Raw genomic sequence first — 17175 nt, 5'->3', positions numbered from 1 at the left:
AACCGCTGCCGCCAGAGCCATTGCCACCAGAGCCACTGCCACCAGAACCGTTGCCACCAGAGCCACTGCCACCAGAACCGTTGCCGTCAGAACCACTATCGTCCTGAGAACCATTGTTTCCTGGAGGTTTATTATTATCTTTTGAATTACCTTCTGCTAAATTATCGTTATTTTGTACAATAGCGTTTGTTATTGGGTGGAAGTTTTCCGTTGCAGCATTACCAATATTTAAGCCGCTAAAAAAGGATAAAGAAAGTGTAGATGCTAAAATGAAGATTTTTGTCATTGTTTTCCTCCTGAAGAAAAAATTATTGTTCCATCTAAAAAATATCCCTTTTGTAATATTTCATAGGAAAAAGAGTTTTATGCAAAAAAAACTATATATAGAAAAAGGTGGTGTATTTCTAAAGAGAGAAAAGAGTTAATGTAAATTCCCTACAAATAGTAGAGTGATGGAGAATTTACACTCATAACAGTAGAGGAAGTGGCAACGGATGAAAGAATATATTGCATTTGATATTGGTGGTACGCAAATTAAATATGGAATTGTTTCAGAAATAGGGGTAGTACTAATGCATAAAAAAATCCCAACAGAAATTCATTTGGGAGGAGAACAAATTGTTCAAAAGCTTATATATTTATCAAAAAAGTTAATGACTGAACATGATATTTCCGGAATTGGTATTAGTACAGCCGGAATTGTTGATATTGATAAAGGAGTTATAACGGGAGGGGTGGATCATATTCCACATTATGCTGATATTTCTATTGTTGAGAGATTACAAGAAATATTAAAAGTTCCTGTATCTATTGAAAATGATGTTAATTGTGCAGCCTTTGGTGAGAAATGGAAAGGGACTGGGAGGGGAGAAAGTGATTTTATTATGCTCACGCTTGGAACGGGGATTGGTGGAGCGATTGTTATAAATGGGGAATTATACCGTGGACATTCGTTTGGAGCTGGGGAATGGGGGAATATGTTAATAGAAGGGAAAACTTTTGAGGAGGTTGCCTCAATTTCGGGATTAATTCATCTTGTACGAAGATATAAAGGTGAAGAAGAGTGGGATGGTAAAACAATTTTTGAATTATATGATAAGGGTGATAGTGGTGTTACTCAAGCCGTGAAGATTTTCTTTAAACATTTGGCGATTGGAATTAGTAACCTTGCTTATATTTTTAATCCGAAAATGATTATTATTGGTGGGGGAATTACTGAAAGAGGAGATGCTTTCTTAAATGAAGTGAAGGAAGAGATAGGAACATACTTAAATCAAGAGATTTATAGTAATTGTGAGATTAAACTTGCGCAAAGCGGCAATTGTGCAGGAATGATTGGTTCCATTTACCACTTCTTACATCATCATAAGTAAATTATATGGATGTTTTCATATAATTGAGAATTTATCCTTTTTCTCACTAGATAAATAATGCTACAATATAAGAGAAGAATACAATATTTTCCGATTCGGAAAATGCTTTGTAGAAAGGAAGAAACTTCATGCCTATTATTTTAGAAAAAGGACAAAAGATCGATTTAACGAAAGGACAACCGAGAGTGGCAAAACTGCAGGTTGGCTTGGGCTGGGATCCAATTGGGCAATCAGGTGGTTTTCTGTCTTCTTTATTTGGAAGTAAACCAAATGTAGATTGTGATGCATCTGTTGTTATGTTAGAAGGAGATCGTTTTTTAAACAAAAATGATCTAGTTTATTTTGGCAACAAACTTTCTACTTGTGGTAGTATCATTCATTCAGGAGATAATTTAACAGGTGAAGGTGCTGGTGATGACGAAACAATTTTCGTAGAATTACATAAAGTTCCGAGCCGTATTAATCGTTTAGTATTCGTTGTAAATATCTATGACTGTGTAAATCGTCGTCAAGATTTTGGAATGATTCGCAATGCATATATTCGTATTCAAAACCCACAAACAGGTGAAGAATTAGCACGTTATAACTTGTCAGATAATTACGCTGGCAAAATGACTTTAATTGCAGGGGAAATGTATCGAGACAGAAATGAATGGAAGTTTTCAGCAGTTGGAGAAGGAACACAAGATAAAAACTTAAGTGAGATTGTATCACGTTACCAATAAGATAAACCAAGGAGGAATTGTATATGGCATCAATTTCATTGAAAAAAGGACAAAAGGTAGACTTAACAAAAACAAACCCAGGTCTTTCGAAAGTTCTTGTAGGACTTGGTTGGGATACGAATCGTTATGACGGACAAAGCGATTTCGATTTAGATGTTAGTATCTTCTTAGTAGGTGCTAACGGTAAAGTTTCAGGAGCAGAGGATTTCGTTTTCTATAATAACCCAAAAGGTGCGAATGGTGCTGTAGAGCATTTAGGAGATAACCGTACAGGTGAAGGTGAAGGCGACGATGAAACAATTAAAATAGACTTAAAAAATGTCCCTGCACATATCGAACGTATTTGCTTCACAATCACAATTTATGATGGTGAAGGCCGTAGCCAAAACTTCGGACAAGTTTCTAACTCTTTCGTACGCATTATGGATGAAGAAAAGAATGCAGAATTAATTCGTTACGATTTAGGAGAAGATTTCTCTATTGAAACTGCAGTAGTAGTAAGTGAATTATACCGTCACGCAGGTGAGTGGAAATTCAATGCAATCGGAAGTGGATTCCAAGGTGGATTAGGTTCTCTATGTAATAACTTTGGTTTAGATGTAGAGTAATAGACTTATATATCCATCAGTGAAATGTATATTTACTGATGGATATATTTTTTGAAATTAAAATATAGAGGTGAATATGCATGGTTATTCAATTACAAAAAGGACAGAAAATTGATTTAGCTAAAACAAGCCCAGGTTTATCAAGAGCGGTAATTGGTCTTGGATGGGATATTAAATCTTATGATGGTGGATCTGATTTCGATTTAGATGCATCTGCCTTTTTATTAGATGCGAACGGGAAATGTACGAAGGAAACTGATTTTATTTTCTATAATAATTTACAGTCTCCTTGTGAATCAGTTTTACATACAGGAGATAACCGTACAGGTGAAGGTGACGGTGATGATGAGCAACTTGTTGTAGATTTGAAAAAGGTTCCAGCAGATGTTCATAAAATTGCTATTACAGTTACAATTTATGATGGTGAAGGTCGTAATCAAAACTTTGGACAGGTTGCAAATGCATTCGTTCGTTTAGCAAATGAAGAAACAAACGAAGAAGTTCTTCGTTTTGATTTAGGGGAAGATTTCTCCATTGAAACAGCAGTTGTCTTTTGTGAATTATACCGTCATAATGGACAGTGGAAGTTTAATGCAGTAGGAAGTGGTTTCCAAGGTGGCTTAGGTGCGCTTGTAAGAGCGTATGGCTTGGATGCATAAGAAGGGAAACGACATTCGTTTCCTTTTTTTGACCTTTCTATAAATCTAGCAAAGAATAGGGGATAAAGGTAAGATGAGTATTTTGCAAGGAATCCTTGATACGTATGCTCAGTTTTTTGACTTGGACATGTGGATTAAAGTGTTGCAAGATCCAGTATCTTGGGGATTAATCGGTACACTTGTTGTACTTGAAGGGTTACTATCTGCTGATAACGCACTTGTGTTAGCGGTAATGGTAAAACACCTTCCGGAAGAGAAACGTAAAAAAGCATTATTCTATGGACTTATTGGAGCGTATGTATTCCGATTTATCGCGATTGGAATTGGAATGTACTTAATTAAATTAGCATGGGTAAAAGTGTTAGGTGCACTTTACTTAGCTTGGCTTTCAATTAAATACTTCATTGATAAACGAAAAGGTAATGCAGAAGAAGAGGAAGCTGATGGTATGAACCAAAATAGTATTCTCTTCAGAATGTTCGGTGTTTTCTGGGGAACGGTGGCGATGGTTGAATTAATGGATATCGCGTTCTCTGTAGATAGCGTACTTGCTGCGTTTGGTGTATCGAATGAAGTTTGGATTTTACTATTAGGTGGAATGCTCGGTATTTTAATGATGCGTGGTATCGCTGGCGTATTTTTAAAATTGTTAGAGCGTATTCCAGAACTTGAAACGACAGCCTATATTTTAATCTTAATTATTGCAGTAAAAATGCTACTGTCTGTTATTCATATTGAAGTAAGTCATACAGCGTTCTTTATTATTTTAGTTGTAGCGTTTGGAGCAACATTTATACTTCACTACATGAAGAATTCTGGACAAGCTAAAGAAGAAGTTGCAGCTACTAAAAATGAACATAAATAATTGAAATGGGTTTGCTCGTTATGCGAGCGCCCATTTTTTATAACTAAAAATAGTTTATAATAGAAGAGAGACTTTATAAAAAACGTAAATGTTTTTGGAGGTGAACTGTTGTGTTTTCACGTTTTACACTTCAACCATGTGCATTAAAAAAAGAATCAGATTTAAAGCAATTTGAAGCGCTTTTAGAAAAACGTCCACAATATGAACTGACAGAGAATGAGATGAAATTTAGTTATATAGCAACTCGTATTCTTGGTGTTCCCAATGATGTAGATGAATATTTCAATGAGTTATTTGATTATAGTGAAGCAAAAGGGATCGAGGTTTTGCATGAACAAAATTTAAATAAGGTAATTGATCCCGAAAAACTGCGCCATATTCAAGAAGTTTTTACATTACATCAAGAAGCACCGAATGGACTTACAGTAAATAGACTTGTAGCCCATTTGTCTGGAAAACAACTATTACCGCAAGTAGACAATCCTGACTTACAGCATTATATACATACGACGTTTATTTCGGTATTAAAATTGTATGAAAAACAACATAATCAATCTTTAAAAACAGAAGGGTTCCGTCGTTTCTTAATCGATATGATTAAATTAAGTGAAAATTACGTAACGAAGTGGTTCTCTACGATTAATTATAAGAAACAAATGCCGCGTATCGTTTGGTACGGTGATGCGACGGAGAGTCGTATATATTTCTTATACTTTCTTATTATGCTCGGCTGCGATGTGCTTTATTATCACCCTGAAGGAAAAGATGGGTTTGAGAATATAGATGAGGAAGGAAGGACTTTTGTCGTATCTCATTCGGGCCGTATTTCATTGGAATCATTTCCCAATCGGCGTCGTGAGCGCGTCGCAACAGTAGCTTATCAAGCTTCAAAAGAAATCGAGCAAGTACTTCACCACGATAATTCACTGCTGTATAAGCCGTGGCAATTCCGTTCATATACACCTGTAGCACGTACATTAAAAACAACATATGATGAACTCTTTTTAATTACGAAAGAAAAGGCATTTGTACGCCCAACCTTCTTTGTTGAAAACAAGCATATTTATATTCCTTCTTTATTTGCAAAAATATCAGGTGTGTCAAAGAATGATAAAGAATATTTTCAACGATTAAAGGCTGTTACATCATTTGATAACAGTTTATTAATTAATACATTTCCGTTTACGAAAGAACAAAAAGCGAATTTCCAATATCATTATCGAGATGCATTGGACCGCGGGGGGAAATTACATCCAGATTTAATTATGAATAGTCATTGGTGGCCGCATAAACGTTTACCAGAAGGTTTACAGCATGGTATTGCAGAGGCAATCATTCATACGTGCGAAAGTGAAATGTGTAAACCAATTGCGAAAGAGACGAAACAAGATGTAGCACTTTATGTTTTTGCACAGCTTTCTCAAATTCCACCGAACATTTTAGAGCAACTTGAGAAATTTGATTATTCGCAAGAAGTACCGAAAATTGTTATATTTAATAATGAGAAGAGCGGAGAATTAAGCCGTTCTGATGCTGTTTTATTATTGTTTTTAAATCAAATTGGAGTAGATGTATTCCACTTCAACCCAACGGGGAGAAACGATATTGAACCGTATATTGAAGTAGGAGCATTTGATTCACATTGGCTTGAAGAAGTTAATTTCGACCTTGAGTTTCATGGTTCATCAGCCTATAAAAATTTATCACAAACAATAAAAGGACTATTTCGTCCATTTTTATAAGGAAAGGGAGAATACCATATGAATAACCCAGTCGTACTAGATTCGAAAACAGAACTAAATGAGCAAACTGCACAAGATGTTCGGTTACAACTTAGACAAGATGCGGAAGTGCAACGTATTTATAATGCGGTAGATATTAAAGATCAATTAGAATTAATCGAGCTTGGAAAAGAACCATCTATGGAAATTTCACGTTTCGCTGATCAAATTTTACATACAATGTCTTTATCAAAAATAGAAGACTCTGGTGAATTATTAAAACAGCTTGGTAAAATTATGGACAGATTTGATAGCAAAGACTTTGCGGAAGAGAAAAGTGGTTTCTTCTCACGCATGTTCAAAAAAGCAGATAAAATGATCGAACAAATCTTTAGTAAGTATCAGACAATGGGTCGCGAAATGGATAAAGTATACGTGGAAATTACGAAGTATCAAGATGAAATGAAAAAATCAATTGGTACATTAGATGGCCTGTATGAGCAAAACTTAAAGTATTATTTAGATTTAGAAAAATACGTAGTAGCAGGGGAAATGTTATTAGAACGTTTAAATACAGAGTTAGTTCCAATGTACGAAGAGCGCGTACGTAATAATGATCAGTTAGCAGGTATCGAATTAGAATCGCTTAAAAACTCTGTTGAAATTTTAGAACAACGTATTGATGACTTAGAAAAAGCACGTATGGTTGCTCTATTAACAGCGCCACAAATTCGTATGATTCAACGCGGTAACAATAAATTAATCGGTAAAATCAATACAGCATTTATTACAACGATTCCTATCTTTAAAAATGGTATTATTCAAGCTGTAAATGCAAAACGTCAAAAGCTGGTTGCAGACTCTATGGCGGAACTTGATCGTCGTACAAATGAATTACTTAAGAAAAATGCACAAAATATCGCGACTCAAAGTGTGGAAGTGGCGAGATTATCAGGTTCTTCTAGTATTAAGATGGAAACACTTGAGGATACTTGGAACATTATTTCAAGAGGTATGCAAGAAACACAACAAATTGAAGAACAAAATAAACGTGAGCGTGAAGAAAGCCGTAAGCGTATGGCTGCATTAACAGAGAACATCAAAAAAGAATTACAAGGCTAAAGTGAAACTTTAATCAGTGGGGGTTTTGTTCATCCCCACTGATTATTAGCCTTCACCAATCGGGCGTTTACGGGTAGCCCCAATCCCACCTAACCTCTTTGCTCCAGCCGAATTTTGAGGTGGGAGTTTTACTGCCTGGCAAATAGCGGGGTAAATGAAAAGGCAATGAGGAATATTCCTCATTGCCTTTTATTTTCTCTTAAATAATTTAATAATTTCATTCACAACAAGCGGAATGATACTTAATAAGAGAACGAATCCCCAATCTCGCATTGTTAATGCATGTACACCAAATATATTGGCAAGAGGAGGAATGGAGATAATACAAACTTGCATAAGAACACCGATAAGAAGTGAGAAGACTAAATATTTATTTGTAAATATCCCAATTGAAAAAATTGATTTCGTTCTTGAACGTAAGTTAAATGAATGAACGAGCTGAGAAAAACTAAGAACGACAAATGCCATCGTTTGAGCATGTAATAGGACATCTTCATCAATTTGTTCTGGGAAAAGAGGGAATAAATTTGTATCTCCGGTATAGAATTTTGCCCCGACGATAAAGGCTATTAGCGTTAAAAGTCCAATGACAACGCCATTGAAAATAAGGAAAGGAACGCTACCACTAAATAGGCTTTCTTTCGCATGTCGTGGTTTTTCCTTCATCACATCTGGATCTTCAGGATCAACACCAAGTGATAATGCAGGCAGTGTATCTGTAATTAAATTGACCCACAAAATATGAATAGGTCGTAGTGGTGTTGCCCAGCCGAGTAAAATGGCTAAAAATAAAGCGATAATTTCTCCGAAGTTACAAGAGAGTAGGAAGAGAATTGATTTTTTTATGTTACGATAAATATTTCTACCTTCCTCAACAGCTTTCACGATAGATGAGAAGTTATCATCTGTTAACACGACATCTGCTGCTCCTTTTGCGACGTCTGTTCCTGTAATGCCCATCGCTACGCCAACATCTGCTTGCTTTAAAGAAGGAGCATCATTTACACCGTCACCAGTCATCGAAACGATATTTCCTTCAGCACGTAATGCTTTTACAATCTTCACTTTATGTTCTGGAGAGACCCTAGCGAATACATTTAAGTGATTAATTTTACTTGCTAGTTCTGTATCTGAAATGTTGTCTAATTCAGTTCCAATCATAATTTCAGATTTTTCTTCAGCGATACCAAGTTCTTTGGCAATTGCAAAGGCGGTATCTTTATGATCGCCAGTAATCATAACTGTGCGAATGCCAGCTTTTTTACACTCTGTAATGGAATCTTTTACTTCTGTACGTGGTGGATCAATCATACCGACAAGACCGATAAAGATGAGATTTTCTTCGAGATGATTTATATCCACATCGCTCGCATTATATTGTTTAAATGCGAATGAAAGTACTCTTAAAGCTTCTTGAGACATTGCCCCGGCAGCTTCTAATATTTGATTTTTATCAGAATCTGTTAAGACCTCAATTTTGTTATTTATAAAGATATGGGTGCAGTGAGGTAAAAGTTTATCAATAGCACCTTTAGTCATGCTATAGTAGCTTTCATCGTACGTATGTACAGTTGACATCATTTTACGATCAGACTCGAAAGGCAATTCGTTAACACGTTCATGTGTATTTTCTAAATGATCTTTTTGAATGTTAAAAGAGCTTCCGGCAACAAGAAGGGCAATTTCTGTAGGATCCCCTGTTTGTGAGTCGGCACTGTAAGAGGCATCGTTGCATAAAACCATATTTTCTAATAATAGACGGTGTACATCATTATTTACATTCAAATTTTCTAGCTGGTCGTATGTGCGATCACTATAAAAGTGAGTAACGGTCATTTTATTTTGAGTTAATGTACCTGTTTTATCTGAACAAATAATTGTGACAGAACCGAGAGCTTCAACAGCTGGTAGTTTACGAATGATAACGTTTTGTTTAATCATACGCTGAACACCAATTGCAAGAACGATGGAAACGATAGCTGGTAAGCCTTCTGGAATGGCTGCAACAGCTAAACTAATTGCAGTCATAAACATTTCCAAAGTATCTCTTCCTTGTAAAAAACCGATGAGAAACATAATGACGCAAATAGCTACAGCGACAAATCCTAAATATTTTCCTACTTGTGCTAAGCTTTTTTGAAGTGGTGTCATATCATCTTCAGCTTCATGCAAAAGAGTTGCGATTTTCCCAATTTGTGATTTCATTCCAGTTTCAACAGCGACACCGACGCCGCGTCCGTATGTTACTAGCGTTGACATAAAGGCCATGTTTTTTTGATCGCCTAGTGGTACTTGCTCATCACTTTGCATGGAAGGGTGATAGATTGCATCTTTATCGACAGGGACAGATTCACCAGTTAGAGCAGATTCTTCAACTTTTAAATTCGCAGTTTCAATGAGCCGTAAATCACATGGTATATATCGCCCGGCATCAAGCATAACGATATCACCTGGAACAACGTGCTCAGATGGAATCTCTTTTAGTTCACCATCTCGTTTTACTATAGCTTTAGGTGTTGCCATCTTTTTCAATGCTTCTAAAGCTTGTTCTGCTTTAGACTCTTGGATTACGCCGATAACAGCATTTAAAATTACAACGAGTGCAATAATACTTGCATCGGCCCATTCGCCTACAAAGGCGGAAATAAGGGCAGCTATAATAAGGACGTATACGAGGACGTCATTAATTTGGGCGAAAATACGTTGCCATAAAGTACGTTTTTGTTTTGTAGCTAATTCATTAGGGCCATATTGCTTTAAACGTTCATTTACGATTTCATCGGTTAAACCGTACTGTGCATTTGTTTCTAAATCGATTAATGTTTGATCTTTCGTCTTACTGTACCAATTGCTCATAAGTCAGCACCTCCAGTAAAAACAGTTAGCAATGGTAGTGTTGCTATTATTTGTGAGTAGTATGTATGGAGAAAAATCTAAGATGAGGTTCTACTTTCATTGTACAGTATTTTATGGAAGTAGGAGGAAGAGAGAAGAGTTGTCATGAATTTGTTGAAATTAAAAAGAGCCTCGAATACGTGAGGCTCTTTGTTATTTTTTAATTAATGTACCTAATTCCTCAGTAATAGCTTGCATTTCACTAATACTGAAAGTTTCACGTTTCATAACGTGCTCATAAATGTCACGTAAGTCCTCGTACATTTCTTCGTTAAAACTAGCAGCTCTCATTGCTCCAGCATTAACCATGCGTAATTTTTCTTTAATAGCTTCTACCATATATTCAACGTTTGCTTCTGATTTTACGGATAAATCCACCGAAGTGTCCCCCTTTAAAATAACATAAGGTTATCTTAACATTTTTTTATCATTTTCGTTAATGAAACTTTTCAATCCTATTAAATTAGTAGGGATTTCCTTTATAATTAATAATTGGTTGTTTATAATATAAGTATATATTCAGAAATACACCAAGAAGGTAAACGGGCGAACAAAGCTAAAAAAATGATTAAGGAGCTGATGAATAGTGATACTTGCGAAGAAGATAAGGATAAAGCCCACTAAAGAGCAGGAGCATCAGCTTTGGAAATCAGTTGGAGTAGCTCGTTGGGCATACAACTGGACACTGGGGAAGCAAGAAGAAAATCACAAAAATGGTGGAAACTTCATATCTGATGGTACTATTCGTAAAGAGTTGACTACATTAAAACAAACCGAAGAATATACTTGGCTATATGAAGTATCAAACAATATCACAAAGCAAGCTGTTAAAGATGCTTGCAACGCATACAAGAGATTTTTCAAAGGCATATCAGATAAACCACGCTTCAAGAGTAGAAAGAAATCAAAACCATCCTTTTATAATGATAATGTCAAATTGAAAGTGAAAAAGAATCAAATTTTGATTGAAAAAATCGGCTGGATAAAAACTTCCGAACAACTTCTTATGGGTTGCAAATATACTAATCCAAGGGTTAGTTTTGACGGGAAGTATTGGTATGTATCAGTTGGTGTTGAACAAGAATTTTCCAAAGAAAATCTAACAGATGCTTCACTCGGAATAGATATTGGCATAAAAGAGTTAGCAATATGCTCAGATAGTGAAAGGTTCAAAAACATTAACAAAACAAAATCAGTAAAACAGGCAGAGAAACGCCTTCAAAGGTTACAGCGTAAAGTTTCTCGGAAATATCAAATGAATAAGGAGGGAAACTGTTTCGTCAAAACGAGCAACATTATAAAAATCGAAAAAAAGGTACGACACCTGCATAGAAGATTATCGAATATCAGAGTTAATCATCTTCATCAAACGACAAACGATATCGTGAAAACCAAACCATATCGTATTGTAATGGAGACCTTGAATATCAAAGGGATGATGAAGAATAGACATTTAGCTAAAGCGATAGCAAAGCAAGGTTTATACGAATTTAAGAGACAAATTCAATACAAATGCGAAAAATATGGAATTGAATTTATTGAAGCTGATAAATGGTATCCATCTTCAAAAATGTGTTCATGTTGTGGAAGCATTAAGAAAGACTTGAGATTATCTGACCGATTATATCAATGTGATTGTGGTCTTCGGATAGATAGGGATTTGAATGCATCTATCAATTTGTCGCGTTATCAATTGGCAAACTAACACGTAAACGTTAATGCTAATATGTAGGATTCGTTGTATCCGAATTTACGCCCTCGGAGTGTTATACTAAACAAGAGTAGCTTAGGCAAAATTGGACACATAGAACAGGGAAGTAAACATAATTTATAAATTTTTATAAGTTTATGGCAACGGGAAGAAACAAAAATATAGTTCAAGTATTGTTTGTCTTGGGAACATTTGCCGTTCTCCAATGGCAGAAGCGATTTTTCGAGATCTTGTCGTAAAAGAGGGACTCGAAGAGAAAATTGTCATTGATTCTGCAGGAACTGGAGATTGGCATATTGGTCATCCGCCACATAAAGGAACACAAAAAATTTTAAAAGAAAATGAAGTCGCTTTTGAAGGAATTAAAGCAAGGCAAGTAGAAAAAGAAGACTTAACAAAGTTTGATTATATTATTGCCATGGACAACAAGAATATAGCAGATTTAAAAAGTTTAGGTAAAACTGGAGGCTATATTGGTATGCTGTCCGATTTTGTTCCAGACGGTGGCTGGACAGACGTTCCTGACCCTTATTTTACAGGGAACTTCCAAGAAGTGTATGACCTTGTAACAGAAGGGTGTGCAAAGCTATTAGCTTTCATTCGAAATGAACAAGGAATATGAGGAAGCTTAGAAAGTAATACTTTCTAACATAAGAAATGAAAGGGTGAAGGAATATGGCAAAGAAAAATAATATTGCTCGAAACATTGCGCTTGGTGTAGCTGCAGGTGTAGCTGTATCTATGTTAAAGAAAGAAAATCGTGAAAAGGTAAAAAATACAGCAGAAAAAGCAAAAACAAAGATGATTGAAATTGGTGAAAATGCGAAGATAAAAGAAAAAGTGCAAACTGTTACAGATAAAGGACGCGAACTTGCTGATTTTAATGTAGTGAAAGCGAAAGTAGCAGAAATTAAAAAATTAACGCCGTCTGTTGTAGAGACGTTAAAAGAAACGAAAGAAATTTTTAGTAAGAAAAAAGTTGAGCTAGTAGAAAAACCAGAAACGATCGAAATTCAGGCTGTATCTCCGAAGGTAGATGAGCTTAAAGCGGAAGAAGAGCCAGTGGTAGCTGAAGATGGTGGTATGAAAGAAGCGCGTGAATTATTTATGAAAGACTCAAATGCAGAGGAAAAAAAAACTGAAGCATACATTGAGCTAAAGCAAAATAAAGAAGAGAAGAAAAGCGTTTAAAAATATATGAGAAAATTTATAGAAAAAGTAAGAAGACATCGTACTTTTTCGTTTGGGAAAGATTTATATGACCGGACGATGCGCGATGATGTAGCGGGCTTGGCAGCACAGCTCGCTTATTTCTTCTTGCTTGCGATTTTTCCTGGGCTTGTTTTCTTAATTACGCTTCTTGGCTTTATTGACCTTCAAACAGAAAGTGTGCTCAATTTATTAGAACCGTACGTACCAGAAGATGCGATGAACTTAATTGAGGTAAACGTAGATAAAGTTGTAAACGAGCAAAATGGTGGTTTATTATCATTCGGTTTACTATCGATGCTATGGTTTGCTTCAAACGGGGTGAATGCGGTTATGAATGCTTTTAACCGTGCTTATGATGTAACAGAAACCCGTTCCTTTATTAAAACAAGAGCTTTATCTATCGTGTTTACGTTAGCAATAATTTTTATGATTGTGTTTGCGCTAATCGTCCCAGTATTTGGACAAGTGATTGGGGCAGCTGTATTTAAAGCAATTGGTTTATCAGATAGTTTTTCTTATGTTTGGAGTATTACGCGTTTAGTAGCGAGTTTCTTCGTTTTGTTCGCCTTATTTAGCTTTTTATATACGTTTGCGCCTGATCGGAAATTAAAGCGAAGAGAAGTCATATCGGGGGCTTTATTTGCTACTGTAGGATGGATTGTGGTATCGTACTCATTTGCCTATTATGTAGATAAATTTGCAAATTACGCTAATACATATGGTGGTCTCGGTGGTATCATTATTTTAATGTTATGGTTTTACTTAACTGGGTGGGTAATTTTACTTGGCGGTGAAATTAATGGTTTACTCCATCATTATAGAACGGGTGACAATAATTCCCGTAATGAAAAATGAGCTCTTGTTCCATAATAAAAGGGAACAGGGGGGATATTTCATGAGTAATAATAAAAAGAACCACAATAATAAAAATAACAAACAAAAGAGCAGTTCGCATCCAAAGCATAAAACGAGCAGCAGTGCGAACGGTCACAATAGCTACCATTAAAAAAAGCGGGTCCTCTATGAGGGACCCGTTTTATTTATTTCCTTTTAATAATCGCAAACCATTTAAAATGACAAGAATTGTACTTCCTTCATGGCCAATAACACCGAATGGAAGAGCTAAAAATTGCAAGAAGTTAGAACAAATCAGCATTGCAATTACAGCTAGAGAAAAGATTACATTTTGCTTCACAATACGGTTCATTCGTTTTGATAAACGGATTGCTTGAGAGAGACGAGATAATTCGTTCTTCATGAGAACAACGTCTGCAGTCTCTAATGCCACGTCTGTTCCTTCACCCATTGCAACACCAATACTAGCAGTAGCGAGGGCAGGTGCATCGTTTATACCATCTCCAACCATGGCGACTATGCCGTACTTTTCTTTTAACTGCTTTATCGTTTCAACTTTCGTTTCGGGTAAACATGATGCGTAATATTCTTTTATATTACTTTCATGGGCAATTGCTTTTGCTGTTTCTTCATTATCACCAGTAATCATGATTGCTTCTACACCAATGCTTTGCAAATCAAGAATAGCAGATATCGTTTCTTGACGAAGGGTATCTTTTAAAGCGATTAGTCCAAGAATACCATCCTCATCACTAATATAAACGACAGTTTTTCCCTCTTTTTCAAGTGAGGCAGAAATGCCATTATGAAATGTCTTTATTTCTTCCCCGATAAAATCAGCTTTACCAATTTTATAAGCTTTGTTTTCTAGTATTCCTTTTAATCCAAAACCAGTTACATCTTCAACGTTTTCTGGTTTTTTTATCGTAATGTCGTAAGCATGTTTTGCATATTTAACAATCGCTTCTGCTAAAGGATGTGTAGAGTGACTTTCAATCGCTGCTGTAATAGAAAGTACTTCACTTTCTGCTATGCCTTCTCGAACATATACATCTGTAACAGTAGGTTTTCCTTGTGTTAATGTTCCTGTTTTATCAAAGGCAATCGCCTTTACTGAAGCTAGACGTTCTAAATGAATACCACCTTTAAAGAGAATACCATTTCTCGCTCCGTTTGAAATTGCTGATAAAGTTGCTGGTGTAATGGCTGCAACTAGCGCACAAGGAGAAGCGACTACAAGTAAGATCATAGCGCGATAAAACGTTTCATTCCAACTCCAATCAAGTAAGAAATGAGGAACGAACATCATAAGTGCAACAACGAGTAGTACACCTTTTACGTATGTTCCTTCAAATTTTTCGATGAATAGTTGTGATGGTGATTTTTCGCTTTGTGCACTTTGAACGAGACGAATAATCTTTTGGAATAATGTTTGATCGCTCGGCTTCGTAATTTTAACTTCGATAGCACCACGTAAATTTACAGTGCCGGCAAATACTTCATCGCCGAATTTTTTCTCATTCGGAATAGGTTCTCCTGTAATAGCTGCTTCATCAATATTTGTTTCACCATTATGAATTGTGCCATCAGCAGGAACACGCTCACCTGGCTTAATTAAAATAATATCGTTAATTTCTAATTGTCCAACGGGAATACGTTCCTCAGTTCCATTGGAAATACGTAATGCTTCTTCCGGTTGTAGATCAAGAAGCGCTGAAATTTCTTTTTGGCTTTTACTTAATGTATAAGATTCCATTGCTCCGCTTAATGCAAAGATGAAGATTAAAATAGCACCTTCTGCCCAGTAACCGATAACTGCGGCACCGATAGCCGCAAAAATCATGAGCATTTCAACATTTAGCTCTTTCTCTTCAATTGTGTCTTCAATACCTTCTTTCGCTTTTGCGAATCCTCCAATTACATAAGCGAGGATATAGAAAGTGATACCTGCACTTATTGCATCGTTTTTTGTGAATAACCAACCAGCTAAAATGAAAATACCAGATGCGATTGCAAATATAAGTTCATAATGTTTCTTTAATGTATCCCATAAAGAGGGATGAGAAATATCTTCTTGTGCTTTTAATGTTTTTACTTCTGCGTTCATTACTACTCGCTCCTTCCGAATTCTTATTGAGAAAAAGAATCAAAATCGAAACCCCTATAAAACGACGAAAGCTGCCATCCGTAACGGATAGCAGCATTTCTGTTGAATCTGATTTTAATAGTTATTATGTTGTAATTATTCTACAGTATAGCATATGTTTTTATGAGATGATATGTTTTTGTTTCTATTATAAACGGAAAACTTGTGTTTTTGCACTTCCTTTGGTATATATGAATATTGTTCATAAAAAGATCGGAAAGGAAGACAGCAAGTTGAAGACAGAGAAATTTTTCACCCATCCGATTGGCGTATTTATTGCTGCAATAGTGGCAACGTTTTTATGGGGAAGCGCATTTCCCTTTATTAAATTAAGTTATGCTGAACTTGGAATTCAGCCACATGAAGTCGGAGAACAAATATTATTTGCTGGCTATCGCTTTTTCTTATCTGGTGTAATGCTCTTATTCTTTTTTAAAGCGTTAGGAAAAGATATGCATTTCAAAAAAGGGACAGGAAAGCAGTTAGTACAAATTGGTTTGTTCCAAACTTTTCTTCAATATATATGTTTTTATATTGGAATGAGTTACAGTTCAGGAATTGAAGGAGCGATTATTTCAGGAACATCATCATTCTTTCAAATTTTACTCGCACACTTTTTATATAAAGATGATGCTCTAAATATGAGAAAAATAATTGGAGTATCTATCGGTTTTTGTGGTGTGATTTTGGTGAATGTACCGAGTGACGGAAGCTTATCATTCCATTTTGGAATAGGTAGCTTATTACTTCTTGGGGCAGCAATGATGTATTCGTATGGAAATATACTAGCAAAAGAAGGAAGTAAAACATTAGATGTTGGGTATATGACAGCATACCAAATGATTTTTGGATCAATTGGGTTACTATGTATCGGTGCATTTCAAGTCGGAGTGATGCCATTTACATTTAACCTACAAGCAATACTTATGCTTATATATTTATCTTTCTTATCGGCAGCGGGTTTCTGTATATGGAATACAATTATGAAATATAACAAAGTAGGAAAAGTATCGATGTATATGTTCTTTATACCAGTGTTTGGTGTGTTATTATCAAGTATGATTTTAGGAGAAGCAATTCATTCATTCGTACTATTTGGTTTAGCATGTGTCGCAGCGGGAATTATTGTAGTAAATCGTACTCCGGCTAAACAAAAAATCGAGCAAGAAAAACAGGTAGCATAGAGAATAGAAAATCTATTAAAATGGAAGAACAGCAATGTTCTTCTTTTTTTGCATAGAAAAAGGAAAACGTGCTATATGTAACGAAAAAAAGATAGAAAA

The 17175-nt window shown here is 35.7% G+C and carries 15 protein-coding genes and 2 pseudogenes; 13 read left to right on the top strand and 4 right to left on the bottom strand.

Annotation, left to right across the window (positions count from 1 at the left end; genetic code table 11):
* Window positions 1-286: pseudogene (locus BAU27_RS12245) on the bottom strand (cell wall anchor protein); the annotation flags it as partial.
* Window positions 287-494: 208 nt separating this feature from the next.
* On the opposite strand from BAU27_RS12245, the gene BAU27_RS12240 reads away from it, so the two are divergent.
* The 7 genes from BAU27_RS12240 (at window position 495) to BAU27_RS12210 (ending at window position 7073) form a co-directional block, all read left to right on the top strand.
* A complete protein-coding gene (locus BAU27_RS12240; RefSeq protein ID WP_071771013.1) occupies window positions 495-1373 on the top strand; it encodes an ROK family protein in 879 nt (292 codons plus the stop codon).
* 128 nt (window positions 1374-1501) lie between these two features.
* Window positions 1502-2098: a TerD family protein gene (locus BAU27_RS12235; RefSeq protein ID WP_071771012.1), complete on the top strand. Its 597-nt coding sequence runs from the start codon at window positions 1502-1504 to the stop codon at window positions 2096-2098.
* Window positions 2099-2121: 23 nt separating this feature from the next.
* Complete coding sequence (locus tag BAU27_RS12230; RefSeq protein ID WP_000146733.1) at window positions 2122-2706, top strand: TerD family protein; 585 nt, start codon at window positions 2122-2124, stop codon at window positions 2704-2706.
* Window positions 2707-2786: 80 nt separating this feature from the next.
* Window positions 2787-3365, top strand: coding sequence for a TerD family protein (locus BAU27_RS12225; protein ID WP_071745350.1), 579 nt, complete (start codon window positions 2787-2789; stop codon window positions 3363-3365).
* A gap of 73 nt (window positions 3366-3438) precedes the next feature.
* Window positions 3439-4230: a TerC family protein gene (locus BAU27_RS12220; protein ID WP_071745351.1), complete on the top strand. Its 792-nt coding sequence runs from the start codon at window positions 3439-3441 to the stop codon at window positions 4228-4230.
* Between the two features lie 110 nt (window positions 4231-4340).
* Complete coding sequence (locus BAU27_RS12215; RefSeq protein WP_071771011.1) at window positions 4341-5972, top strand: YceG family protein; 1632 nt, start codon at window positions 4341-4343, stop codon at window positions 5970-5972.
* A gap of 18 nt (window positions 5973-5990) precedes the next feature.
* Entirely contained in the window at window positions 5991-7073 is a 1083-nt protein-coding gene (locus tag BAU27_RS12210) for a toxic anion resistance protein (RefSeq protein ID WP_071771010.1), read from the top strand.
* 189 nt (window positions 7074-7262) lie between these two features.
* Here BAU27_RS12210 and BAU27_RS12205 read toward each other — a convergent pair whose 3' ends face one another.
* Window positions 7263-9929, bottom strand: coding sequence for a cation-translocating P-type ATPase (locus BAU27_RS12205; RefSeq protein ID WP_071771009.1), 2667 nt, complete (start codon window positions 9927-9929; stop codon window positions 7263-7265).
* A gap of 192 nt (window positions 9930-10121) precedes the next feature.
* Window positions 10122-10346, bottom strand: coding sequence for a DUF1128 domain-containing protein (locus BAU27_RS12200; protein ID WP_002010236.1), 225 nt, complete (start codon window positions 10344-10346; stop codon window positions 10122-10124).
* 156 nt (window positions 10347-10502) lie between these two features.
* Between BAU27_RS12200 and BAU27_RS33550 the strand changes: the two are divergent.
* The 5 genes and pseudogenes from BAU27_RS33550 to BAU27_RS12180 form a co-directional block, all read left to right on the top strand.
* Window positions 10503-10592 (top strand): annotated as a pseudogene (locus BAU27_RS33550) (IS607 family transposase); the annotation flags it as partial.
* Entirely contained in the window at window positions 10555-11673 is a 1119-nt protein-coding gene (locus BAU27_RS12195; RefSeq protein ID WP_071771008.1) for an RNA-guided endonuclease InsQ/TnpB family protein, read from the top strand. The pseudogene BAU27_RS33550 and the gene BAU27_RS12195, both read left to right, overlap by 38 nt.
* A gap of 178 nt (window positions 11674-11851) precedes the next feature.
* Window positions 11852-12301: a low molecular weight protein-tyrosine-phosphatase gene (locus BAU27_RS12190; RefSeq protein ID WP_302848836.1), complete on the top strand. Its 450-nt coding sequence runs from the start codon at window positions 11852-11854 to the stop codon at window positions 12299-12301.
* Window positions 12302-12354: 53 nt separating this feature from the next.
* Window positions 12355-12870 (top strand): DUF4075 domain-containing protein, encoded by a 516-nt coding sequence (locus tag BAU27_RS12185; protein WP_071745356.1) that lies wholly within the window; start codon window positions 12355-12357, stop codon window positions 12868-12870.
* 6 nt (window positions 12871-12876) lie between these two features.
* A complete protein-coding gene (locus BAU27_RS12180) occupies window positions 12877-13746 on the top strand; it encodes a YihY/virulence factor BrkB family protein (protein ID WP_001224543.1) in 870 nt (289 codons plus the stop codon).
* Window positions 13747-13927: 181 nt separating this feature from the next.
* Here BAU27_RS12180 and BAU27_RS12175 read toward each other — a convergent pair whose 3' ends face one another.
* Window positions 13928-15853 (bottom strand): heavy metal translocating P-type ATPase, encoded by a 1926-nt coding sequence (locus BAU27_RS12175; RefSeq protein ID WP_071771006.1) that lies wholly within the window; start codon window positions 15851-15853, stop codon window positions 13928-13930.
* 272 nt (window positions 15854-16125) lie between these two features.
* Between BAU27_RS12175 and BAU27_RS12170 the strand changes: the two genes are divergently transcribed.
* Window positions 16126-17076: a DMT family transporter gene (locus BAU27_RS12170; RefSeq protein WP_071771005.1), complete on the top strand. Its 951-nt coding sequence runs from the start codon at window positions 16126-16128 to the stop codon at window positions 17074-17076.
* Window positions 17077-17175: the final 99 nt, after the last annotated feature.

It is taken from the genome of Bacillus sp. NH11B, from assembly GCF_001884205.1.
GTDB classification, from domain to species: domain Bacteria; phylum Bacillota; class Bacilli; order Bacillales; family Bacillaceae_G; genus Bacillus_A; species Bacillus_A proteolyticus.
The sequence above is the reverse complement of the archived record's forward strand: the minus strand, read 5'-3'. Positions and strand labels throughout refer to the sequence as shown.

Excerpts from the sequence above, each read along its gene's own strand:
- BAU27_RS12240 (WP_071771013.1), top strand. The coding sequence starts at position 495 with ATGAAAGAATATATTGCATTTGATATTGGTGGTACGCAAATTAAATAT.
- BAU27_RS12235 (WP_071771012.1), top strand. The coding sequence starts at position 1,502 with ATGCCTATTATTTTAGAAAAAGGACAAAAGATCGATTTAACGAAAGGA.
- BAU27_RS12230 (WP_000146733.1), top strand. The coding sequence starts at position 2,122 with ATGGCATCAATTTCATTGAAAAAAGGACAAAAGGTAGACTTAACAAAA.
- BAU27_RS12225 (WP_071745350.1), top strand. The coding sequence starts at position 2,787 with ATGGTTATTCAATTACAAAAAGGACAGAAAATTGATTTAGCTAAAACA.
- BAU27_RS12220 (WP_071745351.1), top strand. The coding sequence starts at position 3,439 with ATGAGTATTTTGCAAGGAATCCTTGATACGTATGCTCAGTTTTTTGAC.
- BAU27_RS12210 (WP_071771010.1), top strand. The coding sequence starts at position 5,991 with ATGAATAACCCAGTCGTACTAGATTCGAAAACAGAACTAAATGAGCAA.
- BAU27_RS12205 (WP_071771009.1), bottom strand. The coding sequence starts at position 9,929 with ATGAGCAATTGGTACAGTAAGACGAAAGATCAAACATTAATCGATTTA.
- BAU27_RS12185 (WP_071745356.1), top strand. The coding sequence starts at position 12,355 with ATGGCAAAGAAAAATAATATTGCTCGAAACATTGCGCTTGGTGTAGCT.
- BAU27_RS12180 (WP_001224543.1), top strand. The coding sequence starts at position 12,877 with ATGAGAAAATTTATAGAAAAAGTAAGAAGACATCGTACTTTTTCGTTT.
- BAU27_RS12175 (WP_071771006.1), bottom strand. The coding sequence starts at position 15,853 with ATGAACGCAGAAGTAAAAACATTAAAAGCACAAGAAGATATTTCTCAT.